We start from the raw sequence: 15,754 nt of genomic DNA, 5'->3' as shown, positions 1-15,754 counted from the left end.
CTAACAGAAGATTAACGAGTTAGGCCTTAAAAATCTAAATACGATTTGATTATTTATAAGAATTTAATTTTTGAAGATTGAACTTTATAAAAGCTTCCCATTGCTGCTCGACCTCTTTATTTTGAGAGTGATTGGTCTCTTTATCAAACTGAATTTGCATAGCTCTACGTTGGGCTTCAATACCTTTGTAAATTTTTTGAATTTCGGCTTTAGAGTTTTGTGTAAACTGGTATTCAGCAATAGCTTTTCTAAGCAATCGAGCGTGCAATTCAGATATATCAAAGTGAGTTTGCTCGTGCGCCAGTGTATTTTCATCTATCAATTTAGGCTTATACCAAGATAAATTAGGGTAAAAATTTGCTGAAATTATAGAAGCTTTTTTAACCAGATAGCCTTTACTATTAATGGTATATTTATGACTCAAACCTGAATTTGCAGTTGCAGCATAAGCGCTTCCTCGATCTGGAGTAGCTTTAAAATCTGACCATTCTAGAGGCTTATTTGCATTCCAGGCAAAACGATATTCTTTCTTTTGTACCGAAAGAAATATACCAGCACAAACTATCAAATAAAATAATCGATGCATTTAGGTCTTTTGTTTTTTCTTCTTTGCAGCCGGAAATAAAACATTATTTAAGATAAGACGATATCCGGGACTTGTAGGATGTAACTCTAATTCAGTTTTAGGATCTCCTACCCTATGCTGGTAATCTTCTGGGTCGTGACCACCGTAAAATGTAAAGAAACCTTTGCCTTTAATGCCGTGTATATATCGTGCCTCGCCGTTTGCCTTATTTTCTCCTAAAATTAAAACGGTAGCCTTAATCTCTGAAGGATTAAAAGCCGTGGTTTGTCCCATAAAACCCTTTACCAAAGCAGTATGGTTTTGACATAACATGGTAGGAACAGGATCCCATTTTGCTGAGAAACTTTTTAAACCAAAATAATCATTATCAGGATTTACATTACGTACAGGAGTGGTATCTATACTCGAAAATTCATATTTAATGGGAGAGCGCTCTAAGGTGAAATCTTTAAAAGCAAACGTGCGCTCATAATCTATCAATGTCTGATAATTGGCATCAGAAGCATCACCATCAAACATAGGTTCGCAAATATCTACACCAGCTGCAGAAAGTGCAATATCAAAACTATCTGTAGCACTGCACATCGCAAACATAAAACCACCGCCTATCACATAATCACTTATCTTATTTGCAACAGCAAGCTTCTCTTGAGAAACTTTATCATAACCTAACTCTGTCGCTAAGGCCTCGGCATTTTGCTTTTCGGTTATATACCATGGTGTGGCTCTATAGGTACCATAAAACTTACCGTATTGTCCTGTAAAATCCTCATGATGCAAATGCAACCAGTCGTAAAGTACCAACTCGTCACCCAGAACTTCTTTGTCATAAATTTTAGTATAGGGTATTTCTGCATATTCTAAAACCATAGTAACCGCATCATCCCAGGGCACCGAACCATCTGGAGTATATACCGCAATTTTAGGAGCTTTCTCTAGAACAACAGCTTCCATATTTTGAGACGGACTATCAATTTCTGCGAGAATACTTTCTGTTTTTGCATCGCTAAGCACTTCGTAAGATATACCACGTATTTTGCACTCTCTTCTTAAACTTTCAGAATCCTGAAGCAAAAACGACCCACCTCTATAATTAAGAAGCCATTTTACATTTTGTTGCTGAGCCAGCGACCAATAGGTAATTCCATAAGCTTTTAAATGCTCTTTTTGACTTTCTGCATCCATTGGGATGAGAATGTAAGAAGCAAAAGCCTGACCAGAAAGCAAAATCGCCATTATAATCAAAAGTAAAGATTTGAAGCTATTGGGTTTCAATCTAAAAAATAATTTGAAATTAAGTATATTCATAAGCAATGCTGAAAATACAACGTAGCAAAGAATATGCCTAGTATAATTAGTTTGATTTTGGTCGTAAAATTCCGACCATATGATTAATTGCTAAACCAAAATAAACGTTTTCCTCATTGTAGATAAATTGAGGAGAAATACTAAGTCCGTAAAAGCGCGTTGTAAACTCAATTCGTGGGGTTAATAACAAACTGATAACGTTTGAAGAATCATAACTATTGGTGTAATTCTCAACGAGAAAAGAATCATCTACCGCTTCAAAATTAAAAGCATCTTTAATATGGGTAAAACCTATTCCTCCCATAAAATTTAGGTGTACGCTACCTGATTTATTTAAAACAAAAATTTGACCGGCTTGAAAATCATACAGGGTGGTTTCTTCTAATGGCTTAACCAGATTAAGCAGCAAAATCCCTAATAAGCCTGAAGAATAATCATCTGGCTTATTCTTAGATGCTCTTATCAATTGAGACCACCCTGCAGCAACAGAATATTTTTGGTTATAAGTATAGTTTAAACTAACCGAAGCTCCCAAGTGAGTTCCTAAAGATGCACCAGCTTCAACGTATAATGCATTTTTTTCAATGAATTGTGCCTGTAAACAACTCACTATAAAACTGAATAGTAGTGCAGTTAAAAACCATTTTTTCATAACACTACTTTATATTATAGATGATAAACCTAAGAAATAGTTGCGTCAATTAAAAGCAAAAAAAAGGAAGCCCTTTGAGCTTCCTTTTTTACTATAATATAAGTTCATTTCAATTAAAAAGGAACTTCATCTTCCCCATCCCGATCAAAACCACCATCATTCATAGAGCTACCAAAAGCCTGATCTGGCGTAGGCGTAGGAAATGATTCTGGTCTAAAGGTATCATCATTAGCTGCTGCATTTTGATTCATTGCAGATTCAAATTGATAGGGCGTATTAAAATCATCAAGGTTATCAAACTTACCAAGATGACCAATAAACTTAAGACGTATATTTTCTAAGCCACCATTACGGTGTTTTGCGATAATAAATTCTGCCTGACCATCTGTTGGGCTACGCTCTTCATCATCCCACTCGTCAATTTTATAGTATTCGGGACGGTAGATAAACGAAACAATATCTGCATCCTGCTCAATTGCTCCAGATTCCCTAAGGTCAGAAAGTAAAGGTCTTTTACTACCACCACGTGTTTCTACTGCACGTGAAAGCTGTGAAAGTGCAATAACAGGAACCATTAATTCTTTAGCAAGTGCTTTCAGGTTACGGGAGATCATCGAGATTTCCTGTTCTCTGTTTCCGTTCTTTTGACTACCACCCGCAGTCATTAACTGCAAATAATCAATAATAATCATTTTAATACCGTGCTGTGAAGCAAGACGACGTGCTTTTGCACGTAAATCAAAAATGGAAAGTGACGGGGTATCATCTATAAACAAAGGTGCTTTTTCAAGACTTTTAACCTTCACATTAAGTTGCTCCCACTCGTGTTTTTCTAATTTACCCGTACGTAGTTTTTCTGAAGAAAGCCCTGTTTCTGACGAAATCAAACGCGTAATTAACTGTACCGAAGCCATCTCCAGGGAGAAGAATGCTACAGGAATACCTTGCCCTACGGCAATATTACGCGCCATCGATAAGGTTAATGCCGTTTTACCCATACCTGGTCGAGCAGCAACAATAATTAAATCACTAGGCTGCCATCCCGATGTTAATTTATCTAAACGATCAAAACCAGATGGAACCCCGGAAAGACCTTCTTTGTTAGAGATTTCTTCAATCTTCTTTTTAGCCTGAATAACTAAACTTTGAGCAGTTTCTGAACTACGCTTAATGTTTCCCTGAGTTACCTCATACAACTTACTCTCTGCAGTATCTAAAAGATCAAATACGTCTGTCGTCTCATCATACGCCTCTTCTATAATTTCGTTAGAAATCTTAATAAGACTTCGCTGTATGTATTTCTGTAAAATAATACGCGCATGATATTCAATATGGGCTGAAGAGGATACTTTTTGGGTTAATTGAATCAAATAATAATCACCACCTGCCTGATCAAGCTTAGCCATTTTTTTTAACTGCTCAGAAACGGTTAATAAGTCTATAGGCTCACCATTTTCAAACAGAGCACGTATTGCATCATAAATGTGATGATGTGCTTCTTTATAAAATACTTCAGGGGTTAATATATCAATTATTTCATCAACACCCTTTTTATCAATCATCATAGCCCCAAGCACAACTTGCTCTAGATCAATTGCTTGTGGTGGTATTTTACCTCGCTCCAACGAAATAACTTCTTTGGAAGGATTGATGTAATTGGGTTTTGTTTTTACTTGTTCCATTAGAGCAAATGTAAAGAATGTGTTAAGGGCAGCTTAATTTTCTACTCCTCGGTTATCCACTAGAAGTTAACAAATAACATGTGAATAACTTTAATATTTTGTTGATAAGCATAAAAAAATCCGGAACCTTAGGTTCCGGAAATTACGCGCAAGTGATGTTTAAAAGGTTAACCTTTAAACACACCCATATTTGAATATTTATCCATTCGTTTTTCAACCAATTCTGATGCTGATAAGTTTTTTAATTCCTTAAAGGTGCTCAAAATGGTATCTTTTACAGTAGCGAATGTTTCTTCTCTTTGTGTATGTGCACCACCTAGAGGTTCTTTAATAATAGAATCTATAACCTTAAGACGCTTGGCATCATTAGCCGTTAGTTTTAGTGCTTCTGCTGCAATCTCTTTATATTCCCAGCTTCTCCAAAGTATAGAAGAACAGTTTTCTGGCGATATTACAGAATACCAAGAGTTCTCTAACATCATTACTTTGTCTCCTACGCCTATACCCAATGCACCCCCACTAGCTCCTTCACCAATAACGATAACAATAACGGGGACTTTGAGACGCATCATCTCCAAAATATTTCGTGCGATTGCCTCACCCTGACCACGCTCTTCTGCTTCGAGACCCGGATAAGCTCCCGGAGTATCTATAAATGATACTACAGGCAATCCAAATTTCTCTGCACTCTTCATTAAACGCAGTGCTTTACGATATCCTTCTGGGTTTGCCATACCAAAATTACGGTACTGCCTGGTCTTGGTATTGTAACCTTTTTGTTGACCTATAAGCATAAAGCTCTGATCACCTATTTTACCCAGACCACCTATCATTGCCTTATCATCTTTCACATTACGATCACCGTGCAACTCTAAAAAAGTATCACCGCAAAGTGCTTTAATATAATCTAAGGTATAAGGCCTGTTAGGGTGACGTGATAATTGCACACGCTGCCATGCTGTAAGATTTTTGTATATATCTTTCTTAGTCTCTGCAAGTTTCTTTTCGATCTGTTTGCAGGTATTGGTGACATCTACGTCACTTTCTTCACCAATTAAAGAACATTTTTGAAGCTGTTCTTCCAGCTCTTTAATAGGTTGTTCAAAATCTAAATATTCCATTAGGGGAAAATTTTAGTTAGCTCACAAAGATAACAGTTTTAGAAACCTTTTACCAAAGTCTTAACCCATTTTAATCGTGTAGCTATCTTAATTATTCTACTTGTTTTTTTAAAAGTCGGGCGTTGCGCCGTTTACGTTGCATTTTTAAAATACCATTACCTATTACGGTTAATAGGATCAAAAGTGCACCATAATAGAATCCTGTATTCATATCTTCTGCGTCTCCCAGAATTAAAAATGCTAATATTATCCCATATACAGGCTCCATATTTGTAGTGAGCATTACCGTGTAGGGCGTTAAATGCTTCATCACTTTAATGGCTGCTATAAATGCATATGAGGTACAAATGGTAGACAATATTAAGATATAAAACCAGTCTGATTGCTTTAACTGAAAAAACTCAGCATCAAAGCGTGCGGTAAACAACAGAAAAACAGTTATAAATAAAGTACCGGTTAGAAGCTCATAAAAGGAAATGACAACAGGATTGTGTTTTTGAACAAATTTGCCATTGATCAAGGTGAAAATTGCAGATAATAAAGCCGAAACTAAAGCTACAATAATACCTTCAGTATATCGGGTTTCTACTTCAAATATGAGATACAAACCCGCAATTACAAATAGCCCAAAAATTATCTCATACCAGATCACTTTCCGCTTATAAAATATAGGTTCGAGAATGCTTGTAAAAAAAGCACCTGTACTCATCATTGCCAGGGTTATAGAAACATTGGCAAGCTTTATAGCACCAAAAAAGGTTAGCCAGTGTAATGCAATAATAATCCCGGCAGCGGTAAGCTTTAACTGATTTGACCGTGTTGTTTTAAGCGGTATTTTTTTGTACCGTATATATAGGTAAATAAAAAATGAAGCGATAAGCATTCTATACCAAACCAGCGCTACTGTATCTACGGTAATAAGCGCACCTAAAACTGCTGTAAACCCCCAGATAAATACAATAAAGTGAAAGTGGAGGTAGCTTTTTAAACTATCGTTTTGCATTATTAAGCAGATAAATGGCTAAAATACCAAAGAGAACATTAGGCAACCAAACAGCTACCATAGGAGAAAAATCAGATTGCTCTGAAATCGTACCAAAAACTTTATCAAAGAATATAAATATAAATGCCAGCGAGATTCCTAAAGCAAGGTTGATACCCATACCTCCTCTACGTTTCATAGAAGAAACCGCTACCGCTATTATTGTAAGTATATAGGCACTTACCGGCAAACTGAAACGTTTATATAAAGTGACTTCATACCGGTTTATAGCAGAAGATCCTCTTGCTTTTTCCTTAGCTATAAACTCGCGTAGTTTTGGCGTTGTTAGCGTTTCTGCGATATATTCTAACGGAGTCAAATCTTCGAGATCAAAAGCAAAAAGGGTATCTAGTTTTGTCTCGCTTATTAAAATATCACCTTCTTTACCTATGATTCGTTTTTTGTATCCGTTAAGTCGATATAAGGTATCTTCAGGTCTGTAAACAATACTACGGGCTTGAATTTTGTATTTTAAGGTATTGTCTTCAAAGTGTTCTAAGGTAAAATTCTGTCCCATTTTACTTGAAGGAGTAAAACGGCTCACGTAGATAAAGTCATTGTCATTTATCTGGCGATATACATTTCTGGTTTCGCGATCTGCTTTGTTATTTTTTAAGTATTCATATGAAAACTCATTAAATCCCCTGCTCGCTGCCGGTGCTAAATACGTACCTAAAATATAAGCACCTACACAAACAATTGTTGCTCCTATTAGATACGGACGAAGGAATCTGTAAAAAGAAACACCAGAACTTAAAAAAGCAATTACTTCGGTGTTGTTTGCCAACTTTGAAGTAAACCAGATAACAGATAAAAATAAAAACAACGGAAACAGTAGGTTTGCGAAGTACACCGTAAAGTTTAGGTAATATAATGCCACTTCCAGAAAAGGCACTTCATTGGCAAGCATCTTATCTATCTTTTCGGCAAGATTTACAGTTATCCCTATAGGAATAAACAAAACAAGCATCATGATAAATGTACCCAGATAACGCTTAAGAATGTACCAGTCTAGGATTTTCATTTACAACCTTTTGTCCATTTGTTTCACCATTTTTTCTTTCCAGGAATAAAAATCTCCCGCGATAATATGTTTACGTGCCTCACGTACCAGCCACATATAAAAGCCTAAGTTGTGTATTGTTCCTATTTGTCTTCCCAGAATCTCATTTACACTAAAAAGATGACGTACATAAGCTTTAGAATATTCTTGATCTACCCAGGTCGTCCCATCTGGATCTAATGGTGAAAAATCTGCTTCCCACTTCTTGTTCTTAATATTAATGGTACCGTGTTGCGTAAATAAAGTACCATTTCTACCATTACGGGTTGGCATCACACAGTCAAACATATCTATACCTAACGCAATATTTTCTAAAATATTTATAGGTGTACCTACACCCATAAGGTATCGCGGTTTTTCCTTCGGAAGAATTGCAGTAACAATTTCGGTCATTGCATACATTTCTTCAGCAGGCTCCCCTACTGAGAGTCCGCCTATCGCATTCCCTACCGCTCCTGCATTTGCTATATATTCCGCAGATTGTTTTCTTAAATCTTTATAGGTACTCCCCTGTACAATAGGAAAAAACGCCTGATCATAACCATATTTAACCGGCGTTTTATCGAGATGATTTATGCAACGATCTAACCAGCGGTGTGTCATATGCATAGATCGTTTTGCATAATTATAATCACAAGGATAGGGAGTACACTCATCAAATGCCATAATAATATCTGCACCTATACTACGCTGAATTTCCATCACGCGCTCTGGCGTAAACAGGTGCATAGACCCGTCTATATGTGATTTAAACTTCACACCTTCTTCTTTAATCTTGCGATTTGCAGAAAGAGAATATACCTGGTAACCGCCACTATCTGTCAAGATATTACGATCCCAGTTCATAAACTTATGTAAACCACCGGCCTTCTCCAGAACATCTATTTGAGGACGCAGGTATAAATGATAGGTGTTACCCAAAATGATATCAGGGTTGATATCTTCTCTAAGCTCTCGTTGATGTACACCTTTTACTGTACCTACTGTGCCTACCGGCATAAAAATAGGAGTTTCTATAGTGCCGTGATCTGTTGTAAGGGTACCTGCGCGCGCTTGACTGCCTGCGTCAGTATTAAGAAGATTAAATTGCATAGCTTAATTTAGAGAGGGCAAAGATAAAACTATTTAACAGATAGATGGGAAAGACAACGGGTCATAATGCTAATTACGCAGTAGAAAATGAAAACTTCTTAATTTTCCTTAAAAGCTTAGTAATATATAGGTTATTGATTGTAATCCCTATTCAAAAACGGTATTTTTGAAGTTCAATTTTAACTTAATAAAAATGCCAAACACAAAACAATTAGAGGATTTTGTTTCTCAGGTAAGAAGAGACATCGTAAGGCAAGTACATGGAGTGAACTCTGGTCACCCGGGAGGATCTTTAGGTTGTGCAGAATTTTTTGTCGCCTTATATCAAGAAGTAATGAAGCGTAAAGAAGGTTTTGATATGGACGGAAAAGATGAGGATTTATTCTTCTTGTCTAACGGTCATATCTCACCAGTTTTCTATAGCGTTTTGGCTAGATCTGGTTACTTTCCTGTAGAAGAATTAAATACATTCAGAAAAATAAATTCACGCGTTCAGGGCCACCCTACAACTCACGAAGGTTTACCGGGAATTCGTATTGCCTCAGGTTCACTGGGTCAGGGAATGAGTGTAGCCTTAGGTGCTGCTCAAACAAAAAAATTAAACGGAGATCCTAACTTAGTATATTCTTTACACGGTGATGGTGAACTGCAAGAAGGTCAAAACTGGGAAGCAATAATGTATGCTTCTGCAAATAAAGTTGACAACCTTATTTCTACAATAGATTTAAACGGACAACAAATAGACGGGAGTACAGATCACGTGTTAAACATGGGGAGTATTCGCGCTAAGTTTGAAGCATTTGGCTGGGAAGTTATTGATGTTGAAAAAGGAAACGATATAACTGCTGTAGTAGAAGGCTTAAACAAAGCAAAATCATTAACCGGAAAAGGAAAACCTGTTTGTATTTTATTACATACTATAATGGGTAATGGTGTTGATTTTATGATGGGTACTCACGCATGGCACGGTAAAGCACCAAGTGATGAGCAACTTGAAAATGCATTAAGTCAAAACCCGGAAACATTAGGTGATTATTAATTTACAAAACACACCAAACGTTTCTAACAATTTAAAAATACATTCATGAAAAAATATATAAACTCAGGAAATATAGATACACGTTCAGGTTTTGGTGCGGGTATGGATGAACTCGGAAAGACTCATGAAAATGTGGTTGCTCTTTGTGCAGACCTTACTGGTTCTTTAAAACTGAATGACTTTGAAAAAAATCACCCCGAACGTTTTTTTCAGACGGGTATCGCTGAAGCTAATATGATAGGTATGGCTGCGGGTATGACTATAGGTGGTAAAATACCTTATGCTACTACTTTTGCAAACTTTGCTACAGGTCGTGTTTACGATCAGATACGTCAAAGTGTGGCATATTCTGGTAAAAACGTAAAAATATGTGCTTCTCACGCTGGTCTAACCTTAGGTGAAGATGGTGCTACGCATCAAATTCTTGAAGATTTAGGATTAATGAAAATGTTACCAGGTATGACCGTAATCAATACTTGTGATTACAATCAAACCAAAGCAGCCACTATCGCGATCGCAGATCACGATGGACCTGTTTATTTACGTTTTGGTCGTCCTAGCGTAGCAAATTTCACAGAAAAAGATGGGAAATTTGAAATAGGAAAAGCGTTGCATTTACTTGACGGTTCTGATGTAACTATTATTGCTACCGGTCACTTAGTCTGGGAAGCCATTAAAGCTGCAGAAGAATTAAATGAAAAAGGAATTAGCGCTGAAGTTATAAACATTCACACCATTAAGCCGCTAGACGAAGAAGCAATCTTAAATTCTGTAAAGAAAACCAGATGTATTGTTACCTGTGAAGAGCATAATTTTTTAGGTGGTTTAGGCGAAAGCGTTGCGCGCGTACTTGCTACTAATGACCCTGCTCCTCAGGAATTTGTGGCAACACATGATACTTTTGGCGAAAGCGGAACTCCTGCTGAACTTATGGCAAAATATGGTTTAAATACTAAATCTATTATTGAAGCCGTTAATAAGGTGCTGACAAGAAAGTAAACATTTTAAGGATAATTCCTAAAAGTGTTTACCTCTATCACCCAAAAAATTAGAAGGTTTTTAAATAAACCAAACTTAATTTTAACGGCTCTAGAAAAATAAGAAGAGCACAATACAACCGATATGAAGAATTTATTTTTAGGAATTTTATTTTTAGCTGCCGGTGCAGCACACGCACAATCAGACCCGGGCTTTGGTATAAAAGCCGGTCTTAACTATGGCGGAACGGGGGACATAAGTGACTCTGCAAAGAACGCATACGAGAATCCAAGTAGTGATATAGGCTATCACGTAGGAGTTTTTGGACGTACCGGAGACAAACTCTATTTTAGACCAGAGCTGGTTTATACAAAGCTTAATTCTACTTATGAAGATTCCGATTTTAGTATGCAAAAATTAGACGCACCTTTATTAATAGGTTACGAAGTTTTTGGACCGCTCAACGTATTTGCAGGACCTTCATTACAATATATACTAGACACAGACTATGATGGCCTGACTTTAGGAGATGTAAAAAATGATTTTACAGTAGGACTTAATGTTGGAGCCGGAGTTTCTCTGGGTAAACTAGGAATTGATTTACGTTATGAAAGAGGCTTTGGAGATAACGAAGCAGAGTTTTTAGACACTAACGGAATAATCACTAATGGATCTCGCATAGATACACGACCAGACCAATTGATCTTAAGTTTATCGCTAAATCTATAAGGTTAGTAAAACCGAAAGATTAAAGTGATAAAAAAATCCCCGCAAGATTAGATCTTGCGGGGATTTTTTATTGCATCTAGTTAAACAAAAAAACTAGTTCACATCAGGATCTAAATAGTCTGGAGTACCATCATTATTAGAATCTGTGTAGGTTATTGTACCATCTGCATTAATAACTATCTCATCTCGCGTAAGAGTACCATCACCATCGTCATCTGTATCTAAATAGTCCGGAATATTATCACCATCACTATCATCTTCGATTTCGTTTAAGAAATTATTTCCATTAATATCTTCTTTCCAATTGGGAACGCCATCATTATCATCATCTGTGTCTTCTACAGCTCGATAAAGGTCAAATGTAAAAACAAGATCTGAGTATGCGCTATAGCCAGTGCCTGAACCATTAAAATATGCTAACCCACTAGGAATAAAAACAGCACCTATACCATAATCATTACCAAAACTTACAGAGCCATCTGCATTTTGGCTAAACTGAGTACCTGCTTTAAGATTTTTCAAACCGTTAGCAAATCCAAATACTACTTGCGTTAAATCAAACCAAAGTGGTGTTACTGAGCTATCAAATTTATCTCCACCCACGACATTACCTTGATAATTCACAAAGGTAGAATCTGCAAACGTAGGCTGTATACCAGCACCCTCTCTTGCTACTAATGTATAAAGGGTATACTCAGTATCCAGATACGTGAACTTTTCTGTAATAACCTGAGACATTAAGGGCGTTTTGTCTGAATTAACACCACTTATCGTATCAAAAACAATTTTATAATTAAAGCCATCTTCTTTAGCTTCAAATTCCTCATAATTATAAAAATGGGTATTTAAATAGGCTTTTAAATTTGCCTGACTTTCTACCTCTACTTCCCCCCGATCGCGTGGTGGAGTAACTTCTACAGAATCATCATCTTTACTACACGAGGCTAAAATAAACAGGCCTAAAACAGCCACAATCACATTTCTAATCATATTCATCATATTCCTTTTAGGTCGCGCAAGATACAATTTTGCGCTATTTTTGTGTTATTAAAAACGAGCTTTAAAGCGATAGATTATGCGAGTTGACAAATATTTGTGGTGTATACGGTACTTTAAATCACGTTCTATAGCTACGAATGCCTGCAAAAAAGGACAGGTTAAAATTAATGATGTTGCAGTTAAACCTTCACGAGAGGTTTTTCCGTCAGACACTATACAGGTTAGAAAAAATCAGGTTGACTATGTTCTTGAAGTCATAGAGCACCCGCCCAGCCGTGTGGGCGCTAAATTTGTAGGTCTATATGTTAAAGATAAAACACCTGCGGAAAATCTGGAAAAACTAGACCTCCTTAAATATTCTAAAGATTATTACCGCAAACGCGGAACAGGGCGACCTACTAAGAAAGATCGTAGGGATCTCGATGATTTTCAGGATACAGATGATTTTTTTGAAGATGTTGAATAAAAACTATTGGGAAAGCAGGTATGTCGAGCAAAATACCGGTTGGGATATAGGGTACGCCTCAGATCCGTTAGCTGCATATTTTGACCAATTGACACAAAAAGATCTCAAAATTTTAATTCCGGGAGCTGGCTTTGGTCACGAGGCAATATATTTATATAAACAAGGCTTTACCAATGTGACGGTGTTAGATCTTTCTGCTTCAGCATTACAAAACTTAAAGACTCATTTACCTGATGTACCAGATTCGCAGTTTATAGAAGGTGATTTCTTTGCTTATTCTGAAACTTATGACCTCATTATTGAGCAAACTTTTTTTTGTGCACTAGACCCAGACTTACGATCAGATTACGCACGACATATGTCTCAATTATTAAAACCTTCCGGAAAAATTGTGGGATTACTTTTCAATTTTCCGCTTACAGAAAAAGGTCCACCCTTTGGAGGAAGTGAATTAGAATATCATAAGTTATTTTCCGAAGTATTTACTATAAAAAAATTAGAGCCTTATTATAATTCTATAAAACCTCGTCGAGGCAACGAACTCTTTTTTATATTTGAAAGCAAACAGCAACCCGCTAATTAAATCTTATGAAAACTGCCGTACAAACAATTCTTAATCATGAAGATATTCAAAATAAAATACGCAGAATTGCCTATCAGATTTATGAAAGCAATGTAAATGAGAAAGAACTCATTTTAGCAGGAGTTGCACAAAACGGTTATGTAATTGCAGAACGTTTAAAAGTTATTTTAGAAGATATTTCTGACCTCAACTGTACGCTCTGTAAGGTTACTATGAATAAAACTGCACCTCAAGGAACGGTTACAACCTCACTTACAGAAAGCGAATATCAAAATAAGTCTTTAGTACTTATTGACGATGTCTTAAACTCGGGCACAACTTTAATTTATGGGGTAAAGCATTTTCTAGATGTACCCCTTAAGCAATTTAAAACAGCAGTGCTCGTAAACCGAAACCACAAAAAATATCCTGTTAAAGCAGATTACAAAGGCATTTCACTAAGCACATCACTACAAGAACGTGTTAAGGTTAGATTTAAGCCTGGTAAAGATTCTGCTATATTAGAATAGACGCATTTTTAATTCATCTATCAACTCAGGTATAGAACGATTATTTACAAGAAGCTTTATAGTCGCTTGATTGTAATAAAAACTACGTTCAAATAAATGCTTACGTATAAACTCTTCTAACTTCTCTTGAGTTTCCTGGTGCTTAAGAACAGGTCTATGATCCCGCTGCGTCCACAACCTTTGGGTCAATTCCCCTACACTTACATTAATATAAACCGAAATGCCATCTGCGGCCTTTATACGATCTATAGCGTCACCATAACACGGTGTCCCACCACCTAAACTAATTATGGTATTGTCAAAACCTACAAGCAGCTCATCTAAATATTGAGATTCTCGTATTCTAAAATAAATTTCTCCCTTTTCCTCAAAGATTTGTTTGATAGATCTTCCTTCTTTTTGCGCTACATAGTCGTCAAAATCTATAAAATTCATCTTTTTTTCGGCAGCTAAAATCTTCCCTAAAGTAGATTTACCGGAACCCATATAGCCTATTAAATATATTTTCATGCTTAAAATTACTGATTTTCAGAAGCCTAAGCCCTGACTTACTATTTTATTCAAATTTATTACAAAAAGGCTTGGTAAGATTAAAAAAATGGATGTATATTTGCAGCCGCATTTAAGGAAAGACTTGGTAGCTCAGTTGGCAGAGCATCTCCCTTTTAAGGAGAGGGTCCTGGGTTCGAGCCCCAGCCAAGTCACCATATTTTAAACCAGATCTCAACGTCTGGTTTTACTTTTTAAAATCGGTAAGATTTTAAACAAATCTGAGTTGTAAAAGACTTGGTAGCTCAGTTGGCAGAGCATCTCCCTTTTAAGGAGAGGGTCCTGGGTTCGAGCCCCAGCCAAGTCACGAGAATAAAACCAGATCTTAAGGTCTGGTTTTATTTTTTAAACTAATTTTGATTTAAACACCCGGATGCTGGAATTGGTAGACAGGCACGGTTGAGGGCCGTGTGTACTCTGTACGTGTGGGTTCAAGTCCCATTCCGGGTACAAAAAAATCCTCTGTAAACATAAAGTTTACAGGGGATTTTGATTTTTAATAGGCTATTGTCTAATTATTCTTTTAGATTTTGATTAATTGAAATTGAGTTTTAAAAAGCTTTTAGAGCATCTTCAATACGCTCATCACCTTCAATCATTTCAAAAACTGCATTCTGCGCTATATCATCATTTAAAACGTGCACTAAGGTATAAGCAACGTCATCACGGGTAATTTTACCCATATCAACTTTTTCTGCAGCTGTGATTTTACGAGTGCCCTTTTCATTTTTTAAAGTTCCCGGGCGCACGATACTGTATAATAAACCGCTATTTTTTAAGTGGTTATCTGCATTTTGCTTAGCTTCAAGATAATGCTCTAACTCTCCTCCTGTTTCCGGCTTATCTGCATTTATTGAACTCAACATTACAAACTTTTTAATACCAGCCTTTTTAGAAACATCTATTAAACTTTTTGCTCCTTCCTGATCAACAGCAGTTGTTTTTTCGGGACCTGTACTTCCTCCAGAACCTGCCGCAAAAATTACTTTATCAATACCTTCTACAACGTGTGAAAGATCTTTTTCTAAATCACCCAGCACCGTATCAACATTTTGCATTTTAAATTGCTCCTGTTGCTCTTCTTTACGCACCATGGCAACCGGGTTGTAGTATTGAGATTCTTTTAAATAACTTATAATTTGCTTTCCGGTTGTACCGTTTGCTCCTGCAACTAAAATATTCTCTTTACTCGTATTCATAGTTTATATGTTTTTAAAGTCAAAAACCGACTTAGATTTTATATTAGTATTTACCGTAAATTTAGTAAATAGATTAAGCATCAGAATTTTTCTTAACGCCCTTTAACGCTGGCATTAGGATAGTATTAAGAAGTAGTTAAAGCATTTTGAGATTGAA

At 36.4% G+C, this 15,754-nt stretch carries 17 protein-coding genes and 3 tRNA genes; 9 read left to right on the top strand and 11 right to left on the bottom strand.

What is annotated here, in order from left to right; all coding sequences use genetic code 11:
• Positions 1 to 49: 49 nt before the first annotated feature.
• The 8 genes from ACEN25_RS04580 to tgt all read right to left on the bottom strand — a co-directional run bounded on the left by ACEN25_RS04580 (position 50) and on the right by tgt (position 8,546).
• Positions 50 to 586 (bottom strand): DUF922 domain-containing protein, encoded by a 537-nt coding sequence (locus ACEN25_RS04580; protein ID WP_441801871.1) that lies wholly within the window; start codon positions 584 to 586, stop codon positions 50 to 52.
• Positions 587 to 1,822 (bottom strand): asparagine synthetase B, encoded by a 1,236-nt coding sequence (locus ACEN25_RS04575; protein WP_441802145.1) that lies wholly within the window; start codon positions 1,820 to 1,822, stop codon positions 587 to 589.
• Between the two features lie 118 nt (positions 1,823 to 1,940).
• Positions 1,941 to 2,546, bottom strand: coding sequence for a hypothetical protein (locus tag ACEN25_RS04570; protein WP_441801870.1), 606 nt, complete (start codon positions 2,544 to 2,546; stop codon positions 1,941 to 1,943).
• Between the two features lie 113 nt (positions 2,547 to 2,659).
• Positions 2,660 to 4,228, bottom strand: a complete 1,569-nt coding sequence (gene dnaB / locus ACEN25_RS04565; protein ID WP_028374625.1) for a replicative DNA helicase — start codon at positions 4,226 to 4,228, stop codon at positions 2,660 to 2,662.
• A gap of 167 nt (positions 4,229 to 4,395) precedes the next feature.
• Positions 4,396 to 5,349, bottom strand: a complete 954-nt coding sequence (locus tag ACEN25_RS04560; protein WP_028374624.1) for an acetyl-CoA carboxylase carboxyltransferase subunit alpha — start codon at positions 5,347 to 5,349, stop codon at positions 4,396 to 4,398.
• Between the two features lie 91 nt (positions 5,350 to 5,440).
• Complete coding sequence (locus ACEN25_RS04555; protein WP_441801869.1) at positions 5,441 to 6,352, bottom strand: DMT family transporter; 912 nt, start codon at positions 6,350 to 6,352, stop codon at positions 5,441 to 5,443.
• Positions 6,339 to 7,415 carry an LptF/LptG family permease gene (locus ACEN25_RS04550; protein ID WP_028374622.1) on the bottom strand — a complete coding sequence of 359 codons (1,077 nt, stop codon included), beginning with the start codon at positions 7,413 to 7,415 and terminating at the stop codon, positions 6,339 to 6,341. The genes ACEN25_RS04555 and ACEN25_RS04550 overlap by 14 nt, the downstream gene beginning before the upstream one ends.
• Entirely contained in the window at positions 7,416 to 8,546 is a 1,131-nt protein-coding gene (tgt, locus tag ACEN25_RS04545; protein WP_441801868.1) for a tRNA guanosine(34) transglycosylase Tgt, read from the bottom strand. It abuts the gene before it with no gap.
• A gap of 193 nt (positions 8,547 to 8,739) precedes the next feature.
• On the opposite strand from tgt, the gene ACEN25_RS04540 reads away from it, so the two are divergent.
• The 3 genes from ACEN25_RS04540 to ACEN25_RS04530 all read left to right on the top strand — a co-directional run bounded on the left by ACEN25_RS04540 (position 8,740) and on the right by ACEN25_RS04530 (position 11,292).
• The gene (locus ACEN25_RS04540) at positions 8,740 to 9,585 is read left to right on the top strand and encodes a transketolase (protein WP_441801867.1); all 846 of its coding nucleotides are present in this window, start codon (positions 8,740 to 8,742) and stop codon (positions 9,583 to 9,585) included.
• Positions 9,586 to 9,630: 45 nt separating this feature from the next.
• On the top strand, positions 9,631 to 10,584 hold the full coding sequence (locus ACEN25_RS04535) for a transketolase family protein (RefSeq protein ID WP_441801866.1): 954 nt from the start codon (positions 9,631 to 9,633) through the stop codon (positions 10,582 to 10,584).
• Between the two features lie 123 nt (positions 10,585 to 10,707).
• On the top strand, positions 10,708 to 11,292 hold the full coding sequence (locus tag ACEN25_RS04530) for an outer membrane beta-barrel protein (protein WP_028374618.1): 585 nt from the start codon (positions 10,708 to 10,710) through the stop codon (positions 11,290 to 11,292).
• Positions 11,293 to 11,385: 93 nt separating this feature from the next.
• On the opposite strand, the gene ACEN25_RS04525 is transcribed toward ACEN25_RS04530, so the two are convergent.
• Positions 11,386 to 12,288, bottom strand: coding sequence for an FKBP-type peptidyl-prolyl cis-trans isomerase (locus ACEN25_RS04525; RefSeq protein ID WP_441801865.1), 903 nt, complete (start codon positions 12,286 to 12,288; stop codon positions 11,386 to 11,388).
• Positions 12,289 to 12,367: 79 nt separating this feature from the next.
• Here ACEN25_RS04525 and ACEN25_RS04520 point away from each other — a divergent pair, with 79 nt between their 5' ends.
• The 3 genes from ACEN25_RS04520 to ACEN25_RS04510 are packed head-to-tail and all read left to right on the top strand — an operon-like array spanning position 12,368 to position 13,849.
• Positions 12,368 to 12,757, top strand: coding sequence for an RNA-binding S4 domain-containing protein (locus ACEN25_RS04520; protein WP_441801864.1), 390 nt, complete (start codon positions 12,368 to 12,370; stop codon positions 12,755 to 12,757).
• The gene (locus tag ACEN25_RS04515; protein ID WP_441801863.1) at positions 12,747 to 13,340 is read left to right on the top strand and encodes a methyltransferase domain-containing protein; all 594 of its coding nucleotides are present in this window, start codon (positions 12,747 to 12,749) and stop codon (positions 13,338 to 13,340) included. The genes ACEN25_RS04520 and ACEN25_RS04515 overlap by 11 nt, the downstream gene beginning before the upstream one ends.
• A 5-nt stretch (positions 13,341 to 13,345) precedes the next feature.
• A complete protein-coding gene (locus tag ACEN25_RS04510; RefSeq protein ID WP_028374614.1) occupies positions 13,346 to 13,849 on the top strand; it encodes a phosphoribosyltransferase family protein in 504 nt (167 codons plus the stop codon).
• Here the strand turns inward: ACEN25_RS04510 and ACEN25_RS04505 are convergent.
• A complete protein-coding gene (locus ACEN25_RS04505; protein ID WP_441801862.1) occupies positions 13,841 to 14,359 on the bottom strand; it encodes a shikimate kinase in 519 nt (172 codons plus the stop codon). The two genes, ACEN25_RS04510 and ACEN25_RS04505, sit on opposite strands and share 9 nt — an antisense overlap.
• Positions 14,360 to 14,480: 121 nt before the next feature.
• On the opposite strand from ACEN25_RS04505, the gene ACEN25_RS04500 reads away from it, so the two are divergent.
• The 3 genes from ACEN25_RS04500 to ACEN25_RS04490 all read left to right on the top strand — a co-directional run bounded on the left by ACEN25_RS04500 (position 14,481) and on the right by ACEN25_RS04490 (position 14,848).
• Positions 14,481 to 14,556, top strand: a tRNA-Lys gene (locus ACEN25_RS04500).
• 76 nt (positions 14,557 to 14,632) lie between these two features.
• Positions 14,633 to 14,705 (top strand) — tRNA-Lys (locus tag ACEN25_RS04495).
• A 60-nt stretch (positions 14,706 to 14,765) separates the two neighbouring features.
• A tRNA-Leu gene (locus tag ACEN25_RS04490) sits at positions 14,766 to 14,848 on the top strand.
• A gap of 101 nt (positions 14,849 to 14,949) precedes the next feature.
• Here ACEN25_RS04490 and ACEN25_RS04485 read toward each other — a convergent pair.
• Positions 14,950 to 15,597: an SDR family oxidoreductase gene (locus ACEN25_RS04485; protein WP_441801861.1), complete on the bottom strand. Its 648-nt coding sequence runs from the start codon at positions 15,595 to 15,597 to the stop codon at positions 14,950 to 14,952.
• Between the last annotated feature and the right edge of the window lie 157 nt (positions 15,598 to 15,754).

The sequence above is a fragment of the Leeuwenhoekiella sp. W20_SRS_FM14 genome (genome assembly GCF_052119605.1).
Taxonomy (GTDB): Bacteria; Bacteroidota; Bacteroidia; order Flavobacteriales; family Flavobacteriaceae; genus Leeuwenhoekiella.
This window is presented reverse-complemented; position numbering and strand designations above follow the sequence as displayed.

Excerpts from the sequence above, each read along its gene's own strand:
- ACEN25_RS04555 (WP_441801869.1), bottom strand. The coding sequence starts at position 6,352 with ATGCAAAACGATAGTTTAAAAAGCTACCTCCACTTTCACTTTATTGTA.
- ACEN25_RS04570 (WP_441801870.1), bottom strand. The coding sequence starts at position 2,546 with ATGAAAAAATGGTTTTTAACTGCACTACTATTCAGTTTTATAGTGAGT.
- ACEN25_RS04515 (WP_441801863.1), top strand. The coding sequence starts at position 12,747 with ATGTTGAATAAAAACTATTGGGAAAGCAGGTATGTCGAGCAAAATACC.
- ACEN25_RS04505 (WP_441801862.1), bottom strand. The coding sequence starts at position 14,359 with ATGAAAATATATTTAATAGGCTATATGGGTTCCGGTAAATCTACTTTA.
- ACEN25_RS04560 (WP_028374624.1), bottom strand. The coding sequence starts at position 5,349 with ATGGAATATTTAGATTTTGAACAACCTATTAAAGAGCTGGAAGAACAG.
- ACEN25_RS04520 (WP_441801864.1), top strand. The coding sequence starts at position 12,368 with ATGCGAGTTGACAAATATTTGTGGTGTATACGGTACTTTAAATCACGT.
- ACEN25_RS04540 (WP_441801867.1), top strand. The coding sequence starts at position 8,740 with ATGCCAAACACAAAACAATTAGAGGATTTTGTTTCTCAGGTAAGAAGA.
- ACEN25_RS04535 (WP_441801866.1), top strand. The coding sequence starts at position 9,631 with ATGAAAAAATATATAAACTCAGGAAATATAGATACACGTTCAGGTTTT.
- ACEN25_RS04550 (WP_028374622.1), bottom strand. The coding sequence starts at position 7,415 with ATGAAAATCCTAGACTGGTACATTCTTAAGCGTTATCTGGGTACATTT.
- ACEN25_RS04580 (WP_441801871.1), bottom strand. The coding sequence starts at position 586 with ATGCATCGATTATTTTATTTGATAGTTTGTGCTGGTATATTTCTTTCG.
- ACEN25_RS04485 (WP_441801861.1), bottom strand. The coding sequence starts at position 15,597 with ATGAATACGAGTAAAGAGAATATTTTAGTTGCAGGAGCAAACGGTACA.
- ACEN25_RS04525 (WP_441801865.1), bottom strand. The coding sequence starts at position 12,288 with ATGAATATGATTAGAAATGTGATTGTGGCTGTTTTAGGCCTGTTTATT.
- dnaB (WP_028374625.1), bottom strand. The coding sequence starts at position 4,228 with ATGGAACAAGTAAAAACAAAACCCAATTACATCAATCCTTCCAAAGAA.
- ACEN25_RS04510 (WP_028374614.1), top strand. The coding sequence starts at position 13,346 with ATGAAAACTGCCGTACAAACAATTCTTAATCATGAAGATATTCAAAAT.
- tgt (WP_441801868.1), bottom strand. The coding sequence starts at position 8,546 with ATGCAATTTAATCTTCTTAATACTGACGCAGGCAGTCAAGCGCGCGCA.
- ACEN25_RS04575 (WP_441802145.1), bottom strand. The coding sequence starts at position 1,822 with ATGGCGATTTTGCTTTCTGGTCAGGCTTTTGCTTCTTACATTCTCATC.
- ACEN25_RS04530 (WP_028374618.1), top strand. The coding sequence starts at position 10,708 with ATGAAGAATTTATTTTTAGGAATTTTATTTTTAGCTGCCGGTGCAGCA.